12 protein-coding genes are annotated in these 20,575 nt (G+C 36.2%); 7 read left to right on the plus strand and 5 right to left on the minus strand.

Annotated features, from left to right (window positions below):
• Nucleotides 1-2: 2 nt before the first annotated feature.
• The 7 genes from GSB9_00385 (at nt 3) to GSB9_00391 (ending at nt 14,670) form a co-directional block, all read left to right on the plus strand.
• Nucleotides 3-1,688, plus strand: a complete 1,686-nt coding sequence (locus GSB9_00385) for a fasciclin domain-containing protein (protein ID UKM63839.1) — start codon at nt 3-5, stop codon at nt 1,686-1,688.
• 83 nt (nt 1,689-1,771) lie between these two features.
• Nucleotides 1,772-3,190, plus strand: a complete 1,419-nt coding sequence (locus GSB9_00386) for a fasciclin domain-containing protein (GenBank protein ID UKM63840.1) — start codon at nt 1,772-1,774, stop codon at nt 3,188-3,190.
• A 22-nt stretch (nt 3,191-3,212) separates the two neighbouring features.
• Nucleotides 3,213-6,374, plus strand: a complete 3,162-nt coding sequence (locus tag GSB9_00387) for a SusC/RagA family TonB-linked outer membrane protein (GenBank protein UKM63841.1) — start codon at nt 3,213-3,215, stop codon at nt 6,372-6,374.
• 35 nt (nt 6,375-6,409) lie between these two features.
• A complete protein-coding gene (locus tag GSB9_00388) occupies nt 6,410-8,161 on the plus strand; it encodes a RagB/SusD family nutrient uptake outer membrane protein (protein UKM63842.1) in 1,752 nt (583 codons plus the stop codon).
• Between the two features lie 199 nt (nt 8,162-8,360).
• Nucleotides 8,361-11,348 (plus strand): fibronectin type III domain-containing protein, encoded by a 2,988-nt coding sequence (locus GSB9_00389; GenBank protein ID UKM63843.1) that lies wholly within the window; start codon nt 8,361-8,363, stop codon nt 11,346-11,348.
• Between the two features lie 93 nt (nt 11,349-11,441).
• The gene (locus tag GSB9_00390; protein UKM63844.1) at nt 11,442-13,088 is read left to right on the plus strand and encodes a T9SS type A sorting domain-containing protein; all 1,647 of its coding nucleotides are present in this window, start codon (nt 11,442-11,444) and stop codon (nt 13,086-13,088) included.
• A gap of 124 nt (nt 13,089-13,212) precedes the next feature.
• Nucleotides 13,213-14,670, plus strand: a complete 1,458-nt coding sequence (locus GSB9_00391; protein ID UKM63845.1) for a T9SS type A sorting domain-containing protein — start codon at nt 13,213-13,215, stop codon at nt 14,668-14,670.
• Between the two features lie 61 nt (nt 14,671-14,731).
• Here the strand turns inward: GSB9_00391 and rhaM are convergent, their stop codons facing one another.
• The 5 genes from rhaM to GSB9_00396 form a co-directional block, all read right to left on the minus strand.
• Nucleotides 14,732-15,055 (minus strand): L-rhamnose mutarotase, encoded by a 324-nt coding sequence (gene rhaM, locus GSB9_00392; GenBank protein ID UKM63846.1) that lies wholly within the window; start codon nt 15,053-15,055, stop codon nt 14,732-14,734.
• Nucleotides 15,055-16,065, minus strand: a complete 1,011-nt coding sequence (locus tag GSB9_00393; GenBank protein UKM63847.1) for a family 43 glycosylhydrolase — start codon at nt 16,063-16,065, stop codon at nt 15,055-15,057. The genes rhaM and GSB9_00393 overlap by 1 nt, the downstream gene beginning before the upstream one ends.
• Nucleotides 16,066-16,078: 13 nt before the next feature.
• A complete protein-coding gene (locus GSB9_00394) occupies nt 16,079-17,449 on the minus strand; it encodes a sulfatase-like hydrolase/transferase (GenBank protein UKM63848.1) in 1,371 nt (456 codons plus the stop codon).
• 14 nt (nt 17,450-17,463) lie between these two features.
• Nucleotides 17,464-18,792: a glycoside hydrolase family 88 protein gene (locus tag GSB9_00395; GenBank protein ID UKM63849.2), complete on the minus strand. Its 1,329-nt coding sequence runs from the start codon at nt 18,790-18,792 to the stop codon at nt 17,464-17,466.
• A 190-nt stretch (nt 18,793-18,982) separates the two neighbouring features.
• Nucleotides 18,983-20,575, minus strand: coding sequence for a RagB/SusD family nutrient uptake outer membrane protein (locus tag GSB9_00396; GenBank protein ID UKM63850.1), 1,593 nt, complete (start codon nt 20,573-20,575; stop codon nt 18,983-18,985).

Here is a 20,575-nt window from a genome sequence, read left to right on the forward strand (position 1 = left end):
TCATGAAAAAAATATTTAATCTAAAAAATTTGATGAGACTCGCTTTTACGGCGTTAGTGACTATTGTTGTGCTCAACTGTACGTCTCAAAAGTATAAAGAGTCTACAGATGAGACTTTAAACATTACCGAGTATTTAAGAGCTAATGAAGAGTATTCCTTGTTTCTGGAAATTTTAGATGTAACAGGATATTCTGCATTTATGAACACTTACGGAACCTATACCATGTTCTTACCAACTAATGATGCCGTTTTAAAATTATTAGATGATTATGGAGCAAACGCTGTGAGTGATATTCCTTTAGAAGACCTTCAGGAACTAGCCAAATTACATATTTTACCAGAAAAGGTTTCAACAGTCTCTTTTACCGATGGTAAAATTCCAAGTCCGAGCTTACAAGGACAGTTTTTAATAACTGGAGCGGCCTTTGTAGATGGCGCTTCAAGTATTACAATAAATAAAGAAGCTAGTATCATAAGTTCTAATATTGAAGTTGGAAATGGAATAATTCATGTTTTGGATAAAGTGCTTAGGGTCGCTGACAAAACTTTAGCAAAAACCATTGAAAGCGATGAATCTTTAGCTCTCTTTACTGAAGCATTAAAAGCAACAGGATGGTATGACAAATTAGACGAACCAGTCACTTATGATAAAGATAGTATTTCCAGTCATCTTACAGTGCTAGCACAAACTGATGCTGTGTTTCAAAAGGCAGGTTTTAGCAATCTAGATGATTTAAAAGCTAGATACAGCCATTTAGGAGACCCTATGAATCCTGAAGACAGTCTTAATTTGTTCGTGGCCTATCGAATTTTACCAGGGTTAAATTATATGGCAGATTTAGCAATTACTCCTGCAATATTGACTAAAGCACCTTTAGAGGTACTTACGGTAACTCTAGCCTCTGACTCGTTGTTAATAAACGAAGTAACTTTCAATGGTATTTTAGAGAAAGGTGTTGAAATTAATCGAGAGGAGAGCGATATAACAGCATCAAATGGCGTTTTGCATTTAATGAAAGACAATTTCTTTATCAAAAAGAGATTCCCCGCACCTGTTTATTTCGATTTAGGCGATCAGCCGGAAATCAGACAGTTGAGCTCTGTTTTTAGAAAACCTGGAAATTTTGTATCCCTAAGAAAAAGTGAACTTAGAGATGTCGATTGGCCAGATGATCAGCCTTTAACATATCTGGCAGCAGATATTGGAGATGGTGCTTATCTAGACAGAGCTTGGCATGGCGATGTTGTTGAGTTATTCCGTTTTAGAAATGGTTACCTTGATCCTATAACGTTTACAACACCCGTGATTATTAAAGGAAAGTATAAAGTTTGGGTGTCTTACAGACAAAATGGTAGATCGTCACCTTCATGTGAGGTGTCCCTTAACGGTATTCCTTTTGCCAGAAAAGTGAATTTTACTGAATACGGTAACACCAGCGAGCCAGAACGTGTATTAGAATCGCAAGGTTATAAAAGGCATATAGAACCGTTTACCAACCGATTTAATTGTAGACTTGTTGGTATTGTTGAAGTACCTACAACAGGTAGGCATAAACTAACATTTGAGGCTGTACAGGATAGTAGAAATGGCCAGACATGGTTAGATGTGGTTGAATTTAGGCCGGTTGATATGGATCAGTTATATCCAAAATTCGAATCAGGGGGAGATGGCCTAATTGAAGAATAAAAAATAAATTTATAATAAAAGTTAAACCTAATCCACTAAGGATGATATCAAGTAAAATATATTTAAAAAGCTTATTAGCAATTATGGCCCTTGTTGCTGTAATATCTTGTTCAGACCCTTGGGATGACCGAATTGATAAGGTTGACCCAAATCTAACACAAAATCTTGCTGAGCGCATAGAGAGTACGCCACAAACCAGTGCGTTTGGAAAACTTTTAGAAGAGACAGGGCTTTCTGGGCTGCTTGCCAGCTCTAAGACTTATACGGTCTGGGCTCCAAATAATGATGCTATGGCACAGGTTAACCCAACGTTATTAAGTGACTTGGCTAAAAAAAGATTGTTTGTACGAAACCATATTGCGCTTACGGCATTTTCGTCCGTAACAGAAGCTGATACTGTTACAATTCAAATGCTTTCAAATAAGTATTTCCAGTTTAAAAATGGTACGGTAATGGCTGAATCAAATGTGGTAACAGTAGACCAGTATGCTTCAAATGGTTTATTCCATATCATAAGTGAAGCCATAGAGCCAAAACAAAATATTTGGCAGTACATCAATAGTCAATCAGGAAGTAATAACATGAGTGACTACTTGCTATCATTAAAACAGTTTGATTTGTATCAATCAGATAGTATAGCTAAAGCTAGTGAACCAGAAATTCATGAACTATACGCAGATTCTCTAACGAATTCATATTTAAATAATGTTTATAACCTCAACAACGAGAAAAACAAGTACACGTTTTTCATGCTAAAGAATAGTGCTTTTAATGATGAAGTTGAAAAACTAAAGCCTTATCAAATAAAAACTACCGTAGATTCAGATTCTACGGCTATTTATGCTAGTTACTTTGCAACAAGAGACTTGGCGTTTCATAAAGCCGTTGCACGTGAAAACCTTCCAGATACACTTGTGTCTTCTTTTGGGGTTAAAGTGCCTATAAATCAAGATGATATCGCTGAAGAAATTATATTGAGCAATGGTATTGTTTATGTGATGGATGCTATGGATATTCCTTTAGAAACACGTTTACTAACAACACATATTGAAGGCGAAGAGCCCATTGGTTTTAGTGAAAATGTTAGATCAAGTACGTTTTATAGAGAAAAGGAAGATCCAGATGGCGTTTTCTTTAATGATATTATGGTTCAAAATCACGGTGTTCCTCAATTGGCCGTTAATTATAACATTGGCAGAAACGTTTACAGTACTACTTACGAAGTATATTGGAGAGCGATAAATGATGTTCAAGGTAACGATTTTAATCAGTCATTAAGAGTAGGTGGCACTTTTGATCCTACTGAAGGAGCTGTAATCAATCCTATAGCAGAATTGGAAACGGAAGTTGAACGCTCTGTTTATGAAGACGTTTATGTTGGTGAGTTCACGCTTGAAGAAGCTAGGGCTTATATGTTGTCTGTTGTTGCAGCTAATACAGGTAGTAACGGACAAAACACCATTACTTTAGATTATTTAAAATTAGTTCCACTCATAAAATAAATATCTTTTAAACCAACTTATTATGCACAAAATATTACAACTAACCAGTCTTCTCTGCATACTGTTATTCGGTGGAATTGATAGTAATCTTTATGCTCAAAATCCAACGGATTCTACAGCAGTTGATACCAAGAGCAAAAAGGGTATAAAAATTACAGGATCTATAATTGATGCTTTAACTGGTGAAGGTATTTCAGGTATTAATATAGCTGTGGCTGATTTTTCGGCTGCAATTTCAGAGGAAGACGGTAGCTTTTCTATTAATGTACCGCATCTAAATGCTCTATTAATTGTAAGCGGACAAGACTATCAAAATAAAGTTTACCCACTTAATAATAGAAAAAGTGGGTTAGAAATAATACTTTATGAAGAGAGTTATTCTCAATTCTATCAAACTTCAAATCTGCCGGGTAACGATGAGGAATTACAGTACAATAGTCCAAAAGCTGCTCAAGTTTTAGACTTTGAGCAAGAACAATGGGGGGTTCCTGTTAACCAGTCTGTTGGCAATTTTCTACAAGGGCGTATTGCAGGATTAAACAGTGTAGGCAATTCGGGAGTTCCTGGTTCTGGTGCACGTTTAACAATTAGAGGGTTTAATTCACTCTATGCAACAAATAAACCATTGATAGTTTTAGACGGGATGATTTATGATGATGAAGATTATGGTTCTGGCATTATACAGTATAACACATCGTCGCCACTTGCCATGTTAGAAGTAAAAGATATTGAAGATATAACGGTGTTAAAAGATGGATCTTCTATATACGGAACCAAAGGAGCAAATGGGGTAATAATCATTACAACAACGCGTCCAGTGGATTTAAGTACAAAAATAGACTTTACTATGCATGGTGGTATAAACGAAGACCCTAGACCAATGCCAGTAATGAATGCCGCTTCTTACAGGACATATTTGTCACAATTGGTTGCTACTAGAGGCGATACTCAAGAGCAGATTGCAAATATGCCTTGGATGCTCGATAACAGAGATAGTGGCGTTTATTATCAGTACCATAATAATACCGATTGGCAGGATCAAGTGTTTAAGAGTAGCCAAAACCGAAGCTACTATTTAAAAATTAAAGGTGGTGATGAAATTGCTAAATATGGAATTTCTGTAGGTTACTTAAGCAGTGAAGGTGTTTCAGGGAATTCTGACTTGGAGCGTTATAGTACTAGACTCAATGCGGCATTGCGTCTTACAGACAAACTTTCGGTAGATGCTAATCTTTCATTTACTTATAACACAGAAAACCAAAATCATCAAGGGCTTGCTTATAAAACTAGTCCGTTATACTTGGGGCTTACCAAGGCACCGTTCCTTGCTTTAAATGTAATAAATGAAACAGGAGAAGTTTCTCCAAACTTAGCTGATGTTGATATTTTTGACGTAAGTAACCCTACAGCTATTATCGAAAACGGCATTGGCATAAACAAGAACTACCGCTTTTTCGGTAATTTAAATTTCCAATATGATTTTACAGATAACTTATCCGCAAACCTACTAACAGGTCTAACATATAATAAAGAACGCGAAACATTTTTTATTCCCGATTTTGGTGTAGCCGATATTGTTTTGCCAACTGCCATTGGAAAGAATAGAAGTGGTAGTGAGGTTCAGAAATTATACTCGTTATACACCGATGCTTATTTAACTTTTAAAAAGAGTTTAGACTACAAACATAATTTCAATACAAGACTAGGTTTTAGAACACAATCAAACGAATCAGAAAGCGATCTTGGTTTAGGCTTCAATTCCGCAACAGACGATTTTACAACTGTTGGTGCCGGTAGCAACCTCTTAAGACAAGTAGGAGGAGCTCTTGGTGAGTGGAATTGGGTTAATGCCTATATGAGTCTTGAATATAATTATGTAAACAAATACTTTTTAACGGCCAATACAGCCTATGATGGTTCTAGTCGTTTTGGAAAAGATGTAAAGTTTGGAGCATTAGGGTCGCTATCTGCCGCTTGGTTGGTGTCCTCTGAGAATTTCATGAAAGATTCTGGAATTGATTTGTTTAAACTTAGAGCGAGTGTTGGCGTAAGTGGTAATGATGATATAGGAAACTACACGGCACAACAGCTTTATGTTTCCCAAAATTTATTGGGAATTCAAGGTTTGGTTAGGGCTAACATAGGAAATCCTGATCTAAAGCATGAAAGTGTAAGAAAGCTAAATGTTGGAGCTGATTTAGGACTGTTCAATGAGCGACTTAATATGTCTATCGATGTATTCAATAACGAAACCACAGATATGATTACTTACGAAACATTAAATACCACAAGTGGTTTCGATTATATTGTTTCCAATAGCGGAAATATGCAAACCCGAGGTGCCGAATTAGCATTAAATACAAGGTTGGTACAAACACCAAATGTAAAATTCGATTTGGGTATTAATTTATCAAAATATCAAAACGAAATTTTAGGCTTACCAAACGACCGCATTCTTACAGAATTTGGCGGAGCAACTTATATAACTGATGAAGGCCAAGATGCCAATTTGTTTTATGGTTATAAAGCTAACGGTGTTTACAGTACTACTGCTCAAGCTAATGCAGATGGGTTGTCTCGAAGAATGGAAAATGGAAGTTTGATGCCTTTTAGTGGCGGTGACATTATTTTTGAAGATTTTAATGGCGATAATGTTATAGATGAAGACGACCGCACAGTAATTGGTAACCCTAACCCAGATTTTACGGGTAGTATAAGCACAGTATTTAAATACAAAAGGTTAAGTGTCTCAGGCTTGTTTAACTTTTCTGTAGGTAACGATTTATACAACGGTGTACGTAGAAGTTTAGAACAAATGAGCGGCTATGAAAACCAAAGTAGAGCAATAGAAAACCGCTGGATAGCTGAGGGTCAGCAAACCTCTATTCCCAGAGCTATGTGGGGCGATCCACTTGGTAATGCTTCGTTTTCAAGTAGGTGGATTGAAGATGGCTCATTCTTTAGGCTAAAAACACTGGTTGTATCTTATGATATTGAAATAGATCCTGCAATCATTAAATATGTAAAAGTATATGCTTCAGGGAATAATTTATTTACCATCACAGATTATTTGGGCTACGATCCAGAGTTTAGTGCATCACAATCCATATTTGGACAAGGCGCCGATCTTGGTCTTATGCCTCAATTTACAACAGTTCAACTTGGGCTACGCCTAGGTCTATAATTGATTAAATGTTTAGATTTAGAAAAATGAAAACAATGATTAAAAATAATATTAAAGGAGCTTTTATTTTAACTCTCTTGGCGGCCATTGCTTTTACTTCATGTCAAGATTTTTTGGAAGTAGAGCCACAGGATAAGTTGAACAAAGACCAAGTTTACCGAGATGTTTTTGATGCCGATGCTGCTGTAGTAGGTGTTTACGGTAAGTTTATGGAACTGGCAAGAAAGTATGTTGTATTGAATGAATTGCGTGCCGATTTGGTAAGCCCAACTGATAATGCAGATTTAACACTAAGACAGTTAAGTGAGCATTCGGTAACTGCCGATAACCCATATGCAAATCCTAAGGATTTTTATGAAGTAATAAATATGTGCAACGATGTTCTTAAGAATTTTGAACTGATGCGTGCAGATTTTAGATTGGATACTGATGAGTTCAACGAACGTTATTCTGATATAGGAACCTTAAGAAGCTGGTTGTATTTGCAATTAGGAATGCATTACGGAGCAGTACCCTATATTACAGAGCCTATTGAAAATATTGATGATATTGGTAATCCCAGTAATTTTGAAAGAATTCCATTGGAACAGTTAATCGATGAACTTGTTGAATTTACTGAAAGCTTACCTTACACAGAATTATATAGCGAAAGTAGTTCTTTGGTTATTAGTGTTGATGGGTACAATACTCCAAAATTCTTTATTAACAAAGGATGTCTTTTGGGTGATTTACAGCTTTGGAAAGGGAATTATTTAGAAGCTGCAATACATTATAAAAATGTTATGGAAACCGGTACAGGCAGTGGTGATATAGGTGTGCTTTTTGATACCTACCGTTTAGGCTCCCGTAATGTTGCTACAAACGATGACTTGAGTGTGGGGTATATACGTTTTAGAGAGCAAGATGCCACCGGTTTAGTAGATAATAATTCTCAAGGTTGGCGCTCAATATTTGCCAGAGAGAAGGATGCCAGATGGAATACTGAGTGGATTTGGTCATTACCTTTTGATAGTAATTTTGCACCTAAAAACCCATTTATCGACCTATTTTCAAACCAAGGCGGAAATTATTTACTTAAACCATCTCAGCGAGCCATAGATTTATGGAAAGACCAAACGCAGCGTAATGATATTCCTTATGACGCACGTGGAGAAAGATTTTCATATAATATTATAAATGACCAAGAGGTGATTGTGAAGTATCTTTTTAATTATTTAGACTTTACGAATTTCATGCCTGTTGATGAATTTGAAAGAGATGGCGATTGGTTCTTATATCGTGCAGCAAAACTTCATTTACGCTTTGCAGAAGCTGCTAATCGTGACGGAGAACATAGATTGGCTTATGCATTGTTAAATAATGGTTTGCAAAGTGAATATGGGGTTCCTGGAGAAACAGATGTAACCGATATAGAACAAACCAACTTACCGTTTCCTTATAATTTTGATGCAAGGCAAGGCGATTTTCCATACTATAGAGGTGATTGGCATCGTAATGAAGGGCTTCGAGGCCGTGCCTACGTAGAGTTCAAAGAAGTAGTTGGAGACAGTTTAATTTCTATTGAAAACGATTTGATTGAAGAAAGTGCATTAGAATTGGCTTTTGAGGGCAACCGATGGGGCGATTTGGTGCGTATAGCGCTTAGAAGGAATGACCCTGGTTTCTTGGCCGATAAAATTTATGAAAAACTTTCGAAAGAAGGTAATGCCAATGCAGATGAAGTAAGAAGTAGGTTGATGAATAATGAAAACTGGTATTTACCATTTATTTGGAAAGAAGAGGAATAATGTAAACTAACTTGTTTCTGTTTCAATGTTTCAAAAAAAAACAGAATAAGATTAATTTATAAATAATTTATTATGAAAAAGGTCTTAATATGTTATAGTTAAGACCTTTTTTAGATTAATAGCTATCATTTTTTGAATTAAAAAATCATTTATAGGTCCAACGAGGTAAAACAATTTCGGGTAATAAGATTATTAAACTATGAAAAACAAAGTTTTGTCAATAAGGTTTGTTCTAAAAGTGTTATCTATAACTTTGATGCTTTTAAGTTATTTAAGCATTAATTCGCAAACATTAGCATTTCCAGAAGCTACAGGTTTTGGACGTTATACAACAGGTGCTAGAGGAGCTGCTAATCCTGAGGTATACCTAGTTACAAACTTAAACGATAGTGGACCAGGATCGTTTCGAGATGCTGTAAGTCAAGAAGGACGTTTCATACTATTTACTGTTGGTGGTATAATTAATGTAAGTTCAGATATTGTCGTTCCAAGAAATACAACTATTGCTGGTCAAACTGCACCAGGAGAAGGTATTGTTTTCTATGGCCAACGTGTCATGTTTTCCGGTGCTAGTAATACAATTGCTCGTTACTTAAGAATACGTTTTGGAGGTTGGGCTAAAAATAAAGATGCCTCGGGTGTTTCGAATGGTTCAAATATGATTTTTGACCATATGACATTTACTTGGGGTACAGACGAGGTTTTTTCGGTTAACTGGGACAATAAGGGAACTAGCCCTGATAATATCACGGTTCAAAATTCTATTATCGGTCATGGTTTGCACAGGCATAACCATTCAGCTGGAGGGCTTATACAACCTTCAGATGGAAAAATTAGTTTAATTGGCAATTTATACATCAGTAATAAAACGCGTAATCCAAAAGTAAAAGGCATTAACGAATTTGTAAACAATGTGGTTTACAACTGGGGTAACTATGGTAATACGTATGGACACACAGAGTCTGGTGATGCTTATATTATGGGCGGCGATTCTGAGGGTATTTCTAACGTAAACATTATCAATAATTATTTTATCAGTGGACCTCATACAGGAGACGATGTAACAACACCTTTTAACAGAGGTAATGCCAATTTCTTTTTATATGGTTCGGGTAATTATTTCGATAGCAATAAAAATGGAGTTTTAGATGGTAGTCTGGTATCTGAAGATTTAACAGGTTATCCTACGGGAGACGCTAATACACTTTTGGCTGAGCCTTATGATTATCCGGTAAAAAACGCCCCCTTAACAGCTCAACAAGCTTTTGATAATATTGTTGTGAGTGTAGGAGCATCTTACCCTAAACGAGATCAAGTTGATAGTTTGATGATAGCCGACTTAACATCAAAAGGTACTAAAGCATTTTATGTATATCGAGAAACAGACTTACCTTTTGAAAATGGAGGTGTAGGGCATGTTTATAGTGCACCTTCTCCTCAAGATTCTGATGCTGATGGTATGCCAGATGATTGGGAAGACGCTAACGGTCTAGATAAAAACAACCCATCGGATGCTGTTGCTATAAGTGTTTCGAATGCACCTTATTTAAACATAGAGGTTTATATTAATAATTTGGTAAACCAAACGCCACCTGATTTTTTAATACCGCCTTCAAATTTAAACTTTACTAATGTAAATACTATAGAAGTGCCACCAAGTAGTTCTTTAACTATTAATTGGAAAGACAACGCCGATAATGAAGATAATTATATTATCGAGCGTTCAACTGATGGTAATACATTTACAGAAATAGCCCAGGTAGGTGCAAATGTAGAATCCTATAACGATACGAATTTAGAACCTGATACTAAATATTACTATAGAGTTAAGGCCGTAAATAGCGCCGAAGCTTCGGCGTATGCCAATGCATCTATAACCACACTGGCCGTTCCTTCGGCACCAGACAAACCAATAGATCCCATGCCGGCCAATGGGTTTAATTTTGTAGAACTCTCTGCAGGAATCGTAATGTTATCTTGGAGCGGTAGCGACAATACAGAAAATTTTGAAGTTTATTTTGGAGAGGACGCATCAAACCTTACAAAGGTAGCAGACGTGCCTTATTCAGCAAGTCCGTCGTATCAAGTTGGCGGTTTGAATACAGATACTGATTATTATTGGAGAGTTGACGCTTCTAACAACAAAGGATTAGTTCCTGGTGATACATGGCAGTTTAGAACCATAGCTAATGTGCCAAAGGAAATGGTAGGTTATTGGGCGTTCAACGAGGCGCCTCTAGCTGGAGCACAAATTACCGATGGATCAAGTTACGGTAATCATGGCGTGTTGGATGTAAATTACGACAATGCGAACGTTAGGGTAGCAGGAAAAGAAAACAATGCTATCGATTTTTCAACCGCACCAAACGAAACATTTATCGTTAGTATTCCAAATGCAGACCAAATTTACCTAAACAATAGTTCCTTTTCTATTTCATTGTGGATGAAAGCTCCATTAAGCTTAATGCCTACGGGCTCTAATAGTGCTTATTTATTGTGTAAAGGGTCCTTTACTGTAAACGGTTCAACAGGATCAACTGGAAAAAGGTATAATATTGAATTTAAAGATAGCCAATTGCGTTTTGCTATTGATGATAACGTAACTAAAAAGGAACTTTCAACTGGAGCATCAAATTTTTTCAATGATTCATGGGTACATGTTGTTGTGTTGCGCGATATTGAACAGCACAAATTGAGGCTATATAGAAATGGTACCTTTGTTAGTGATTTGGATGAAACCGGAGTTTCTGACATCGCAGAGGTGAGTAATCTAATACTTGGAAATATTGGTGAATTAGAGCTTCAAAATGGTACATCGCCAGCGCCTTACAAAGGGCAGTTAGACGAGCTTAAAATATTCAACTATGCTTTAAACGCTACCGAGGTAGCCAGTCTATACCAAAATGGTTCACTAGGTGTTAAAACATTTGACTATAACAATGCAGTACAAGTTTTTCCAAACCCGGCAAGTCAAGAAATAAACATTAAGATTGATTCCTATTCAAATAAAAAAATGATGGTAACATTATCAGATATTACAGGAAAATTAGTGTTAAAGAAAAATGTCGATGCTATTGAAAAAGGGCGTTTTATACTAAATTTTGAAGACAAAAAACTTCACGGTATGTACATTTTGAATGTTATGGGAAATAATTTAAACAAGAATTTAAAACTTGTTTTTGAATAACAGTGATAATAAATTACTGTATCAGCATAGTTTTAATATAATGCTGGCAGCTCTAAACAGAAATAATTTTAAAATAAGTATCTTTAATAAAAAATGACCATTACAAAAAATTATATAACCGTTTTAATTTTCTCTTGTTTAAGTCTGTTTTCATTTGCAGCAGACTATTATGTTGCTCCAGATGGTAATGATGCTAATGATGGTAGTTTTGCCAATCCGGTAGAATCAATCAAAAGGGCACAAGAACTCGCTTCATGGGGAGATACCGTTTTTATTCGTGGTGGATTATATACCATGCGTGAAGACCAAATTCAAAGGTATGAAAGTATCTGGGCTTATGTCACAGAGCTGAATAAAAATGGCATTAACTATTTTGCCTATCAAGATGAGAAACCTGTTTTTGATTATTCAAATATTAAGCCGGCCGATAAGCGAATATTCGCATTTTACTTAACTGGAGATAACATTCATATAAAAGGGATAGAAATTGTTGGAGTTCAAGTAACTATAACCACCCATACCCAATCGGAATGTTTTGAAATAAAAGGCAGCAATAATACACTTGAAAATATAAGTATGCACAACAACATGGCTATTGGTGTGTATATTTTAAGAGGTTCCAATAATTTGATATTAAATTGTGATGCCTACGAAAATTGGGATTCTGTTTCACAAGGTGGCCGTGGTGGAAATGTAGATGGTTTTGGATGTCATGTTCGAAACGGTGATACTGGAAACGTATTTAGAGGATGTCGTGCTTGGCTTAATAGTGATGATGGTTTCGATCTCATTAATTCAGCAGAACCTGTGTTGATTGAAAATTGTTGGGCCTTTTACAATGGTTATTCATCGGCTTCAGGTACGGGTAACGACTTAGTATCTCGTGGTGACGGTACCGGTTTTAAAGCCGGCGGTTATGGTAAATCTGCTCAAACTTATCAACAGGTGGTAGATCGATATGCACCAATACCTATGAACACCATTCAGTTTTGTGTTGCGGCAAAAAATAGGTTAAGAGGGTTTTATGCTAATCACCATCTTAATGGAAATTATTGGTACAACAATACAGCTTTTCAAAACCCAGAAAACTACAATATGCTAAACTGTGAGGCTTTAACCCCCGAAGCTTATGGTACAGATGTTCCAGGATGGGGGCACATTATGGCGAATAATTTAGGAGCAGGAGCATCTTCTCCTTCAAATGAAATAACAAACATAAATGAGGCTGAATGCACGCTCAATAATAATTACTTTGATTTGGATGTAACCGTTACACCAGAAGATTTTATAGCCTACGATATAGAATTATTAAAAGCTCCTAGGAATGTAGATGGAAGTTTACCCGATACGGATTTTTTAAAATTAGCCTCGGGAAGTGATCTTATTGATGCAGGGTATGATGTTGGGTTTTCATATAGTGGTTCTGCACCGGATTTAGGATATTCTGAATTTTCTACATTAAGTACAAAAAAAAATGATTTTTATAACACGATATCAAGTTTTCCAAACCCATTTTCCAATCAAACTAATGTAGTTTTCAATTTGAAACGTAATACGGATATCGAGGTGTCCATTTATAATTTAATGGGCGTTAGAGTGTTACAAATACCAACGAAAACATATTACTCTGGTGAAAACAGGTTAAAGATTGAACGCAATGAATTAGCTTCAGGTAATTATTTACTTATCTTAAAAGGAAGCAATAATCAAAAATTGATAAAAATTATAACAGCTAAATAGAGAAATATAAAACTTATAGATGAGTGGGTAGAATTGATTGTTCTGTCCACTTTTTTGTTTAAAATAGCAAAGGAATAAATTTAAAATCATAAATAAAGAATATCTTTGTAAAAAATCTACTTCAATGAAAAAAATATTACTTGTAACATTTATTTTAATTAATTACTTTTTTGGTTTTACACAAACCAACGTAAGTACACCTCAACAGCTTCTCACTGCACTTTCGAGTGCTAATGCAGGAGATGTTATTTACATTCAAGAAGGTACATATAATTTTACTTCTAAGTTTTCTATTAACAGAAATGGAACCGATGGAATTTTAATTTCACTGTTACCGCATCCAGACAACACCTCACGTCCACTATTTGATTTTTCATCTATGTCTGAAAGTTCATCTAATCGTGCCATATCGCTATCTGGATCTTATTGGCATATAAAAGGCATTGATATTTTTGGTGCTGGCGACAACGGTATGTTTATTAGTGGTCACAATAACCTAATAGAGTTTTGCACATTTAGTGAATGTAAGGATTCCGGACTTCAAATGGGAAACGGCGCATCAAACAACACGGTTTTAAATTGCGACTCTTTTAACAATGCCGATTCTTCTTTAGAAAATGCCGATGGTTTTGCAGCTAAGCTAGATGTGGGTACAGGCAACAAGTTTATTGGTTGTAGGGCATGGCAAAATCTGGATGATGGCTGGGATGGCTACCTTCGTGGCGCCAATAACATTACAACAACCTATGAAAATTGCTGGGCTATAAGAAACGGATATTTAAAAACCGGTACTATAGGAGCAGGTGATGGAAACGGTTTTAAAACTGGTGGAAGCGACGATAAATTACTAAAACATAATGCCATTTATTACAATTGTATTGCTGCAGGCAACGTTTATGATGGCTTTGATCATAATAGTAATCGTGGTGATATAGAAATTTATAATTGCTCGGCCTACAGCAATGGCAGAAATATAAGCTTTGGAAGTGGAAATATCGCTAATTCTCTTACTATAAAAAATTCGGTTTCTGTTTCTAGTGGAAGTAATGATAGTTTTAACGCCACTAATAGCGATATTACTAATAACAGTTGGCAAAACGGCCTGGTAGCCAATGCAGCAGATTTCGAGAGTTTAGATATTTTTGAACTGATGACGGCTCCACGTCAGGCAGACGGAAGTTTACCAAATGTAGACTTTATGGCTTTAGTTGCCGGAAGTGATCTTATTGATGCCGGAATTGATATTGGTTTACCATATAATGGGTCAGCACCAGATTTAGGGTATCTTGAAACAGGAACCTTGGGTGTCGAAGACCTTATTGTTAAAGATGGATTAAATAATTACCCAAACCCATTTTCAAATCAAACCAATGTAGTTTTTAATCTTAAACAAGCTACAAAAATTAAAATGAGTGTTTATAATTTAATGGGAGTAGAAGTTTTAAGTTCAAAGGAAAAAGCTTTTACAGCAGGAAACAATTCGTTTATTTTAAATAGAAACCAATTAAGCTCGGGAAGTTATATGTTGATTTTAAAGGATAGTAACAATCAAAAATATTCGAAGTTGATAATCATCGAATAGATATTAAACCAACTACAGTTTATAAGGCAGGCCGATAATTTCGGTCTGCTTTTTTTTACGGTTAATCCATATGAAAAACCTCTTTTAGAGGAGTTTCAATAGGCGAGTTATCCTCATTGGTATCCATTATATCAGCCATGTAGGCCCACCATTTTTTTACCAACGGATGATTAGGTAAAAAGGCCATGTCAAAGTCTTTTGAAATTTTTTGAACAGCGAACAAGGTTAATGTTTCTTCATCTAAAAAAATGCTGTAATCCTGAATGCCAGAATCGGAAAGCAACCTTTCCAATTCTGGCCAAATTTCATCATGCCGTTTTTTGTATTCAGCCTCAAATCCAGGCTTTAATTTCATTTTAAATGCATTTCTTATATTATCGCTCATTAGTTTGATGGATTAAGGTTAATGTAAACCGGCTTATTTCGATTACAGATAATTTCTCCGTTTACATATTCTAATTCGGCAACTTGAATAGAACTCCTTCTCGTTTCGTAGGCGTCTAGTCCTTCATTTTCTGTTATTCTTCCGGGGTGGGTAAAATAGAATATATAGGCTTTGTCCCCTTGAACAACAACATCGGGGTGACCACCTTTTACCTTATCATCGATTCCTGTGCCAGCTGTTTTCAAAATATTGTTTTTTTGACGCTTCCAGTTTTCAAAACCATTAGAAGAATAAACACCCAAGCCGCGCCATGCATCATTAATCATCCAGTTTTTGTTTTTCCATTTAAAAACTACGGGGCCCTCCCCACGATCTTTAATGATTTTATTACCACTGTCTGTCCACGTAAATAAGTCTGGACTGTTAGCATAGTATATAGATTTACCGTCATTTTCATTGTTATAGACCATGCGCCAAGTACCGTTTGGTAATTGAAAAACATCGGCATCAATACAGCGTTCTGATGCCAATTCTAATTTTGATTGAAACTCCCAATCTGTTATATTTTTGCTGGTCAAATGAATGATATGTCTAGGATGGTACCAATCCTCAAAAACACCAGGTACAATGGTTAAATACATATGGTAAACCCCTTGGTGCTCCAAAACATCTGGAGCCCAATAGGTAACGTCTTTTAAGTTATAGTTTATGTTTGCCGTACCTTTATAGGTCCAGTGTGCTCCGTTTTTAGATTCAGCAATCCCAATTTTTGTACCATGTACCCATGCTACCCCATTAGCGGTAGTGTCATTGGCACGCCTGTTAGTATAAAACATATACCATTTTTTATGGGCTTTATTCCAAATTATGGATGGGTCTGCAGCACCATCAAAAACGGGGTCTTTAAATAAGGGTTTATCGGCCAGATATGATGTATTTGTATTTTTATCGGTGACTTTACACGAAAAACTTAATAATAAAATAATGAGGTATGTTAATTTAAGTCTCATCAAGACACAGCGTTTATTTTAATTCAACATTAACGGTTTTATCGTCTTTTTTGAATTGATTTTGAAGAAGTGTTTTCATACTATTGCTTATCACAGAGTCTTTATCGATTAAATTGTGTTGCTCTTCTGGGTCTTCTTCAATATTAAAAAGTTCATATAAAGGAGGTGAATTATCTTTATAGCGCTTTCTAACTATTTTCCATGGTTTCTGAATGAGGCATTCTTGCTTATGGCCACGAATATATATAACATGTTTCGTCTCAACACTTGAATTTTCTATGGTTGGCCACACATTGCTACCTTCAACATTTTCTGGTTTTTCAGCGTTAACCAAAGAAAGTATAGTAGGCATTATATCTGAAACTGATATATAATTCCCATTAATTTCAGGTTTCAAATGGTTTTTCCAATAAAAAACAGCTGGTACGCGAACCGCACCTTCATAATTTGAAGCTTTCCAATCACGTAACGGTTCATTACTTCCCAAAACAGGATTTGGACCGTGAGCACCGTTATATTGCGTTGTTGGGTACCAGTTTTCCATGGCTCCATTATCACTCATAAAAACAACCAAAGTGTTTTTCTCTAAATCATTTTTTTTGAGGGTTTCAAGGACTTTACCAATGCTACGGTCCATGTGTGTCATGGCCGCAGCGAAATCGCGTCTAGAACTATCAGCTATGGTTTCTAAATAGGGTGCCTTCCACTTGTCCTCTTCTTGTAGGGGAAAGTGAGGCGCGCTATACGCTAGTTGAACGTAGAAATTTTTTGTAGTGTCCCGTTTTTGGGTTAACCATTCAATAGCTTCTTTGGTCACCAAATCTGTAGTGTGGCCTTCTTCTTCGATCATTTGCTCGTTTCTGTACCAACTGGCATCACCATTTTTATATCGGTGCGTATATTGGTCTATTTGCCCATGAAGGAACCCATACGAATAATCGAATCCAAAAGCATTTGGACCGTTAGAAATATCTAAGCCTAAATGCCATTTACCAAAGAGCGCATTTTCATAATTGTGCTGTTTCAAAACTTGAGGCAGTGTTGTGATAGAATCTGGTAAAGTTTTATTGCTTTTCCCGCTAATAGGAGCCACAATACCAATTCTACTAGCTGGCATTCCTGTTAAAATAGAAACTCTTGATGGTGAGCAGGTAGGATTTGCATAAAACCGATTGAGCTGTACGCCATTTTTCGCTAACCAATCAATATTAGGGGTATTAATTTCAGAACCGTTATAACCCACATCATTCCAACCTGCATCATCGGCAATTATTAAAAGTATGTTTGGATGTGGGAAGATTTTATCATTTTTCTTAGTATTTTGTTTGCATGCAATAGCTAAAGCACAAACTAAAAAAATCTTATATTTTTTAAATTTTAGCATATGAATAATGTATTCTAATTTTTAACTTTTAATTGAAGAGAGCTATCGTTAATTTCAAATTCATTATTCTTCAGCAAATTGAGAATTTCAGCGCCAGCCAATAAAACAGGGCCATAACCGTGCGCCGCATAAATATTAATAGGGCGATAGTAATAAAAGGCAGGATCAAACCCCATACCCGTGCCAACGCAAGTGCCCTCAACCTGGCCTAATTGATTCACTTTTGTAGCGATGGCATTCCAACCTAATAAGGCAACTGGAGAAAAAGCTAACTTATCTATATAACCATTATTTATCGCTTTTGCAATTGAATAAGTGTAAATTGCTGTTGCAGAAGTTTCTAAATACGTGTCGTTTCTGTCTATTAGTTGATGCCAAAAACCTGTTCCATCTTGATAAGTGATTAGTCCCTCGATGTGTTGGCGAAGTTGTTTTAGCACTTTATCGTAACCCGAATGTGCCTTGGGTAAAACATCTAATAATTCTACCAATGACATAACAGCCCAACCATTGGCTCTGGCCCAATGGAACTGAGGATGGTAATCCATGCCCATAACCCAACCATGCATGTATAACCCTTTTTCTTTATTGAACATTCTTTCGGAAAATTGTAAGACTTGCTTCACTGCATCATTGAAATACTTATCGTTACCTGTTAATTTCCCCATTTGGGCTAAAGCAGGTACGCTCATAAATAAATCATCTAGCCATAGTGTGTTCTTTTGGGGTCTATTTCTTGCCAAGGTACCATCTTCTAATCTAAATTGTTTATGGCTTATATAATCAATAAAGTTATTTATAAGTAGTTGAAGGTTGGTATTTAATCCAGCCCTTTCTGCTTTAATCATGGCTGCGCAAATTGCTCCGGCATCATCCAATGCATGTGGACGTAATGACTGAATTATTGGTGAAGGGTAATTTTTGTCTTCGTCTAACTTTTTATTGTAAAAAGGAGCTATGTCTGAAATTAGCTTTAGTCTTTTTTGAGTATAATCTGAATATTTTTTATTTCCAGTAGCTGTGGCTAAATGAAGCATCCCTGAGTAGGTAACACCCCATTCATAGCTTGTTAGTCTAAAAGCACCAGGTTCAAAAACAATAAACTGATTTAGGTTTTTTAGTTTCGTAAGCTCCTTGTTAGTTCGTGAGTCTATTAATTTTGAGGCCGTATTATTTTCAAGAAAATCATAAACCCTATCTACGGTTTTGATTATTTCTTCTTGAGATGGCTGTGCATAAGGTACGGGGTAGTCTGGTTGTAGCGCATGCAGGGGAGTGGTTACATCATTTGTCGGCTCTTGGGTAACCCCTGTAGTTGTAAAAGCCAATAAAAAAAAGAACATAATTACATTTTTAAGGCATATTGTTCTTTTTGTGTTTGTAAAGTATTTCATTAGTAGTTTAGTGTTATTGTGATAACCAAATATATTTATTTATTGTTTTTACTGTATCCTGTGCTATACTGTTATATTCTGGTAAAAAAAAACGCTAAGGTTTAATGCCTTAGCGTTTTTATATTAAAAACCTTAGTCGTTAATTAGGGTAACCAGGGTTTTGTTCTAGATTAGGGTTTGAACCTAGGGCAGTCGACGGTATTGGGAAAATTGTTCTGTATGATTCAGATGGTTCTTTAAATTCCCAAGCATTTCCAAATTCTCCAAAACGTATTAAATCCCGTCTTCTATGCATCTCAAAAGCCAGTTCTCTTCCTCTTTCGTCTAGTACATCGTCTAAAGTAATTGAGGGCAATGGAGCAGCATTACTTCGAGCCCTAACCTCATTAATAATAATCCTGGCATCTTCAAGGGAGCCACCTTTTGCTCCTCTAGCTAAGGCTTCTGCCTTAATTAAAAGAATATCAGCGTACCTTAAAAAAGCGATATCGTTACCAGCGTTTCCGCCATTCGTGTTAGGGTCTAAGCCCCATTTAATCCATTTTAAACCTGCATTCATAGGTTGTAGACGGATACCAGTAGCCGGAATAATTTCATAAGGAACAGGACCTTCCGTAGAAGTAGCTGGATCGTATAATTTTGAGTTATTATCAGGTACTATACGTTCTACCATTACTGTTTCTCCATTTCTAGGATCTATAAGATTACCGTAGGGAATGATTAGATTTTTTCTATCATCTCCATCTTCATACAGAGCAAGTACTGAGGGCCTGGTGCCAAATCCGTTTTGGGGCGTGTAGGGAAGTCCAAATAAGCCTCCTTGTATTCCTGGAAGCACTTTTTGTACCAACGGATGTCCAACACCACCAGCAATGTCAGGAGAGTAAATAGCTCCAAATATAAATTCGGCATTGTTGTCATTGTTGTATGTAAAATTGTCAAAATAGTCAGGTAGTAAGCTATAAGACCCAGAATCAATTACTAATTGAGCATAATCGTACGCTTTGTCGAATTGTGGAGTTCCAGTGTAAACTTCAGCATTGAGATAAACGGTAGCCAATAATCCGTAAGCAGCTTCTTTTGTAAACCTTCCATAATAACTATCGCCAGCTTCTGCCTTTGTAGGTAGGTTTTCTGCAGCAGCTATTAATTCAGAGGTAACGAAATCAAAGACTTCAGTTCTTGTGTTTTGTTCTGGTAAATTTAACGGGTCTACTTTTGGTAAAGTGAAAATAGGTACATTACCAAATAAATCCATTAAGAAAAAATAGGCATAAGAACGAAGGGAACGTAATTCTGCAATAGGGCCTGCGATTTCTTCTTCAGAAAGTGCAGAATTCTCTAAAGAGGCAATGAGTGCATTGGTTTGGCCAACAGTCCTAAAGTAGGAGTCCCAAGTTCCTGCTATATAAGCATGACTGGGTGTCCACTTATGTTCCATCAACTCAGCAAAATTGGCGCCTCCCCACCATCCTTGGATTTTTTCATGAACTACAACTTGGTCTCCTGGAAGTTCCAAACATCTGTATTCTACCCCCATACCGGTAGTCCTTGCAAAGTTTCTATATATCCCAGAAAGCGAGGAAAGAACTTGTTTTTCGTTAGAATAGAACGTTTCGGGTGTGTAAATTGAGTACACCTCTTCTTCGAGGCTACACCCTGCTAAAATTACTATCGTAAGACATACGCTTAGTAGTTTTAATTTTGTTTTTAAATTTTCTATAATTTTCAT

Source organism: Flavobacteriaceae bacterium GSB9, from assembly GCA_022749295.1.
In the GTDB taxonomy this organism is placed as follows: domain Bacteria; phylum Bacteroidota; class Bacteroidia; order Flavobacteriales; family Flavobacteriaceae; genus Flavisericum.

What these genes read in the sequence shown, in the direction of transcription:
- GSB9_00385 (UKM63839.1), top strand. Translation starts at nt 3, where the DNA reads ATGAAAAAAATATTTAATCTAAAAAATTTGATGAGACTCGCTTTTACG.
- GSB9_00396 (UKM63850.1), bottom strand. Translation starts at nt 20,575, where the DNA reads ATGAAAATTATAGAAAATTTAAAAACAAAATTAAAACTACTAAGCGTA.
- GSB9_00390 (UKM63844.1), top strand. Translation starts at nt 11,442, where the DNA reads ATGACCATTACAAAAAATTATATAACCGTTTTAATTTTCTCTTGTTTA.
- GSB9_00391 (UKM63845.1), top strand. Translation starts at nt 13,213, where the DNA reads ATGAAAAAAATATTACTTGTAACATTTATTTTAATTAATTACTTTTTT.
- GSB9_00386 (UKM63840.1), top strand. Translation starts at nt 1,772, where the DNA reads ATGGCCCTTGTTGCTGTAATATCTTGTTCAGACCCTTGGGATGACCGA.
- rhaM (UKM63846.1), bottom strand. Translation starts at nt 15,055, where the DNA reads ATGAGCGATAATATAAGAAATGCATTTAAAATGAAATTAAAGCCTGGA.
- GSB9_00393 (UKM63847.1), bottom strand. Translation starts at nt 16,065, where the DNA reads ATGAGACTTAAATTAACATACCTCATTATTTTATTATTAAGTTTTTCG.
- GSB9_00388 (UKM63842.1), top strand. Translation starts at nt 6,410, where the DNA reads ATGATTAAAAATAATATTAAAGGAGCTTTTATTTTAACTCTCTTGGCG.
- GSB9_00394 (UKM63848.1), bottom strand. Translation starts at nt 17,449, where the DNA reads ATGCTAAAATTTAAAAAATATAAGATTTTTTTAGTTTGTGCTTTAGCT.
- GSB9_00395 (UKM63849.2), bottom strand. Translation starts at nt 18,792, where the DNA reads ATGTTCTTTTTTTTATTGGCTTTTACAACTACAGGGGTTACCCAAGAG.
- GSB9_00387 (UKM63841.1), top strand. Translation starts at nt 3,213, where the DNA reads ATGCACAAAATATTACAACTAACCAGTCTTCTCTGCATACTGTTATTC.
- GSB9_00389 (UKM63843.1), top strand. Translation starts at nt 8,361, where the DNA reads ATGAAAAACAAAGTTTTGTCAATAAGGTTTGTTCTAAAAGTGTTATCT.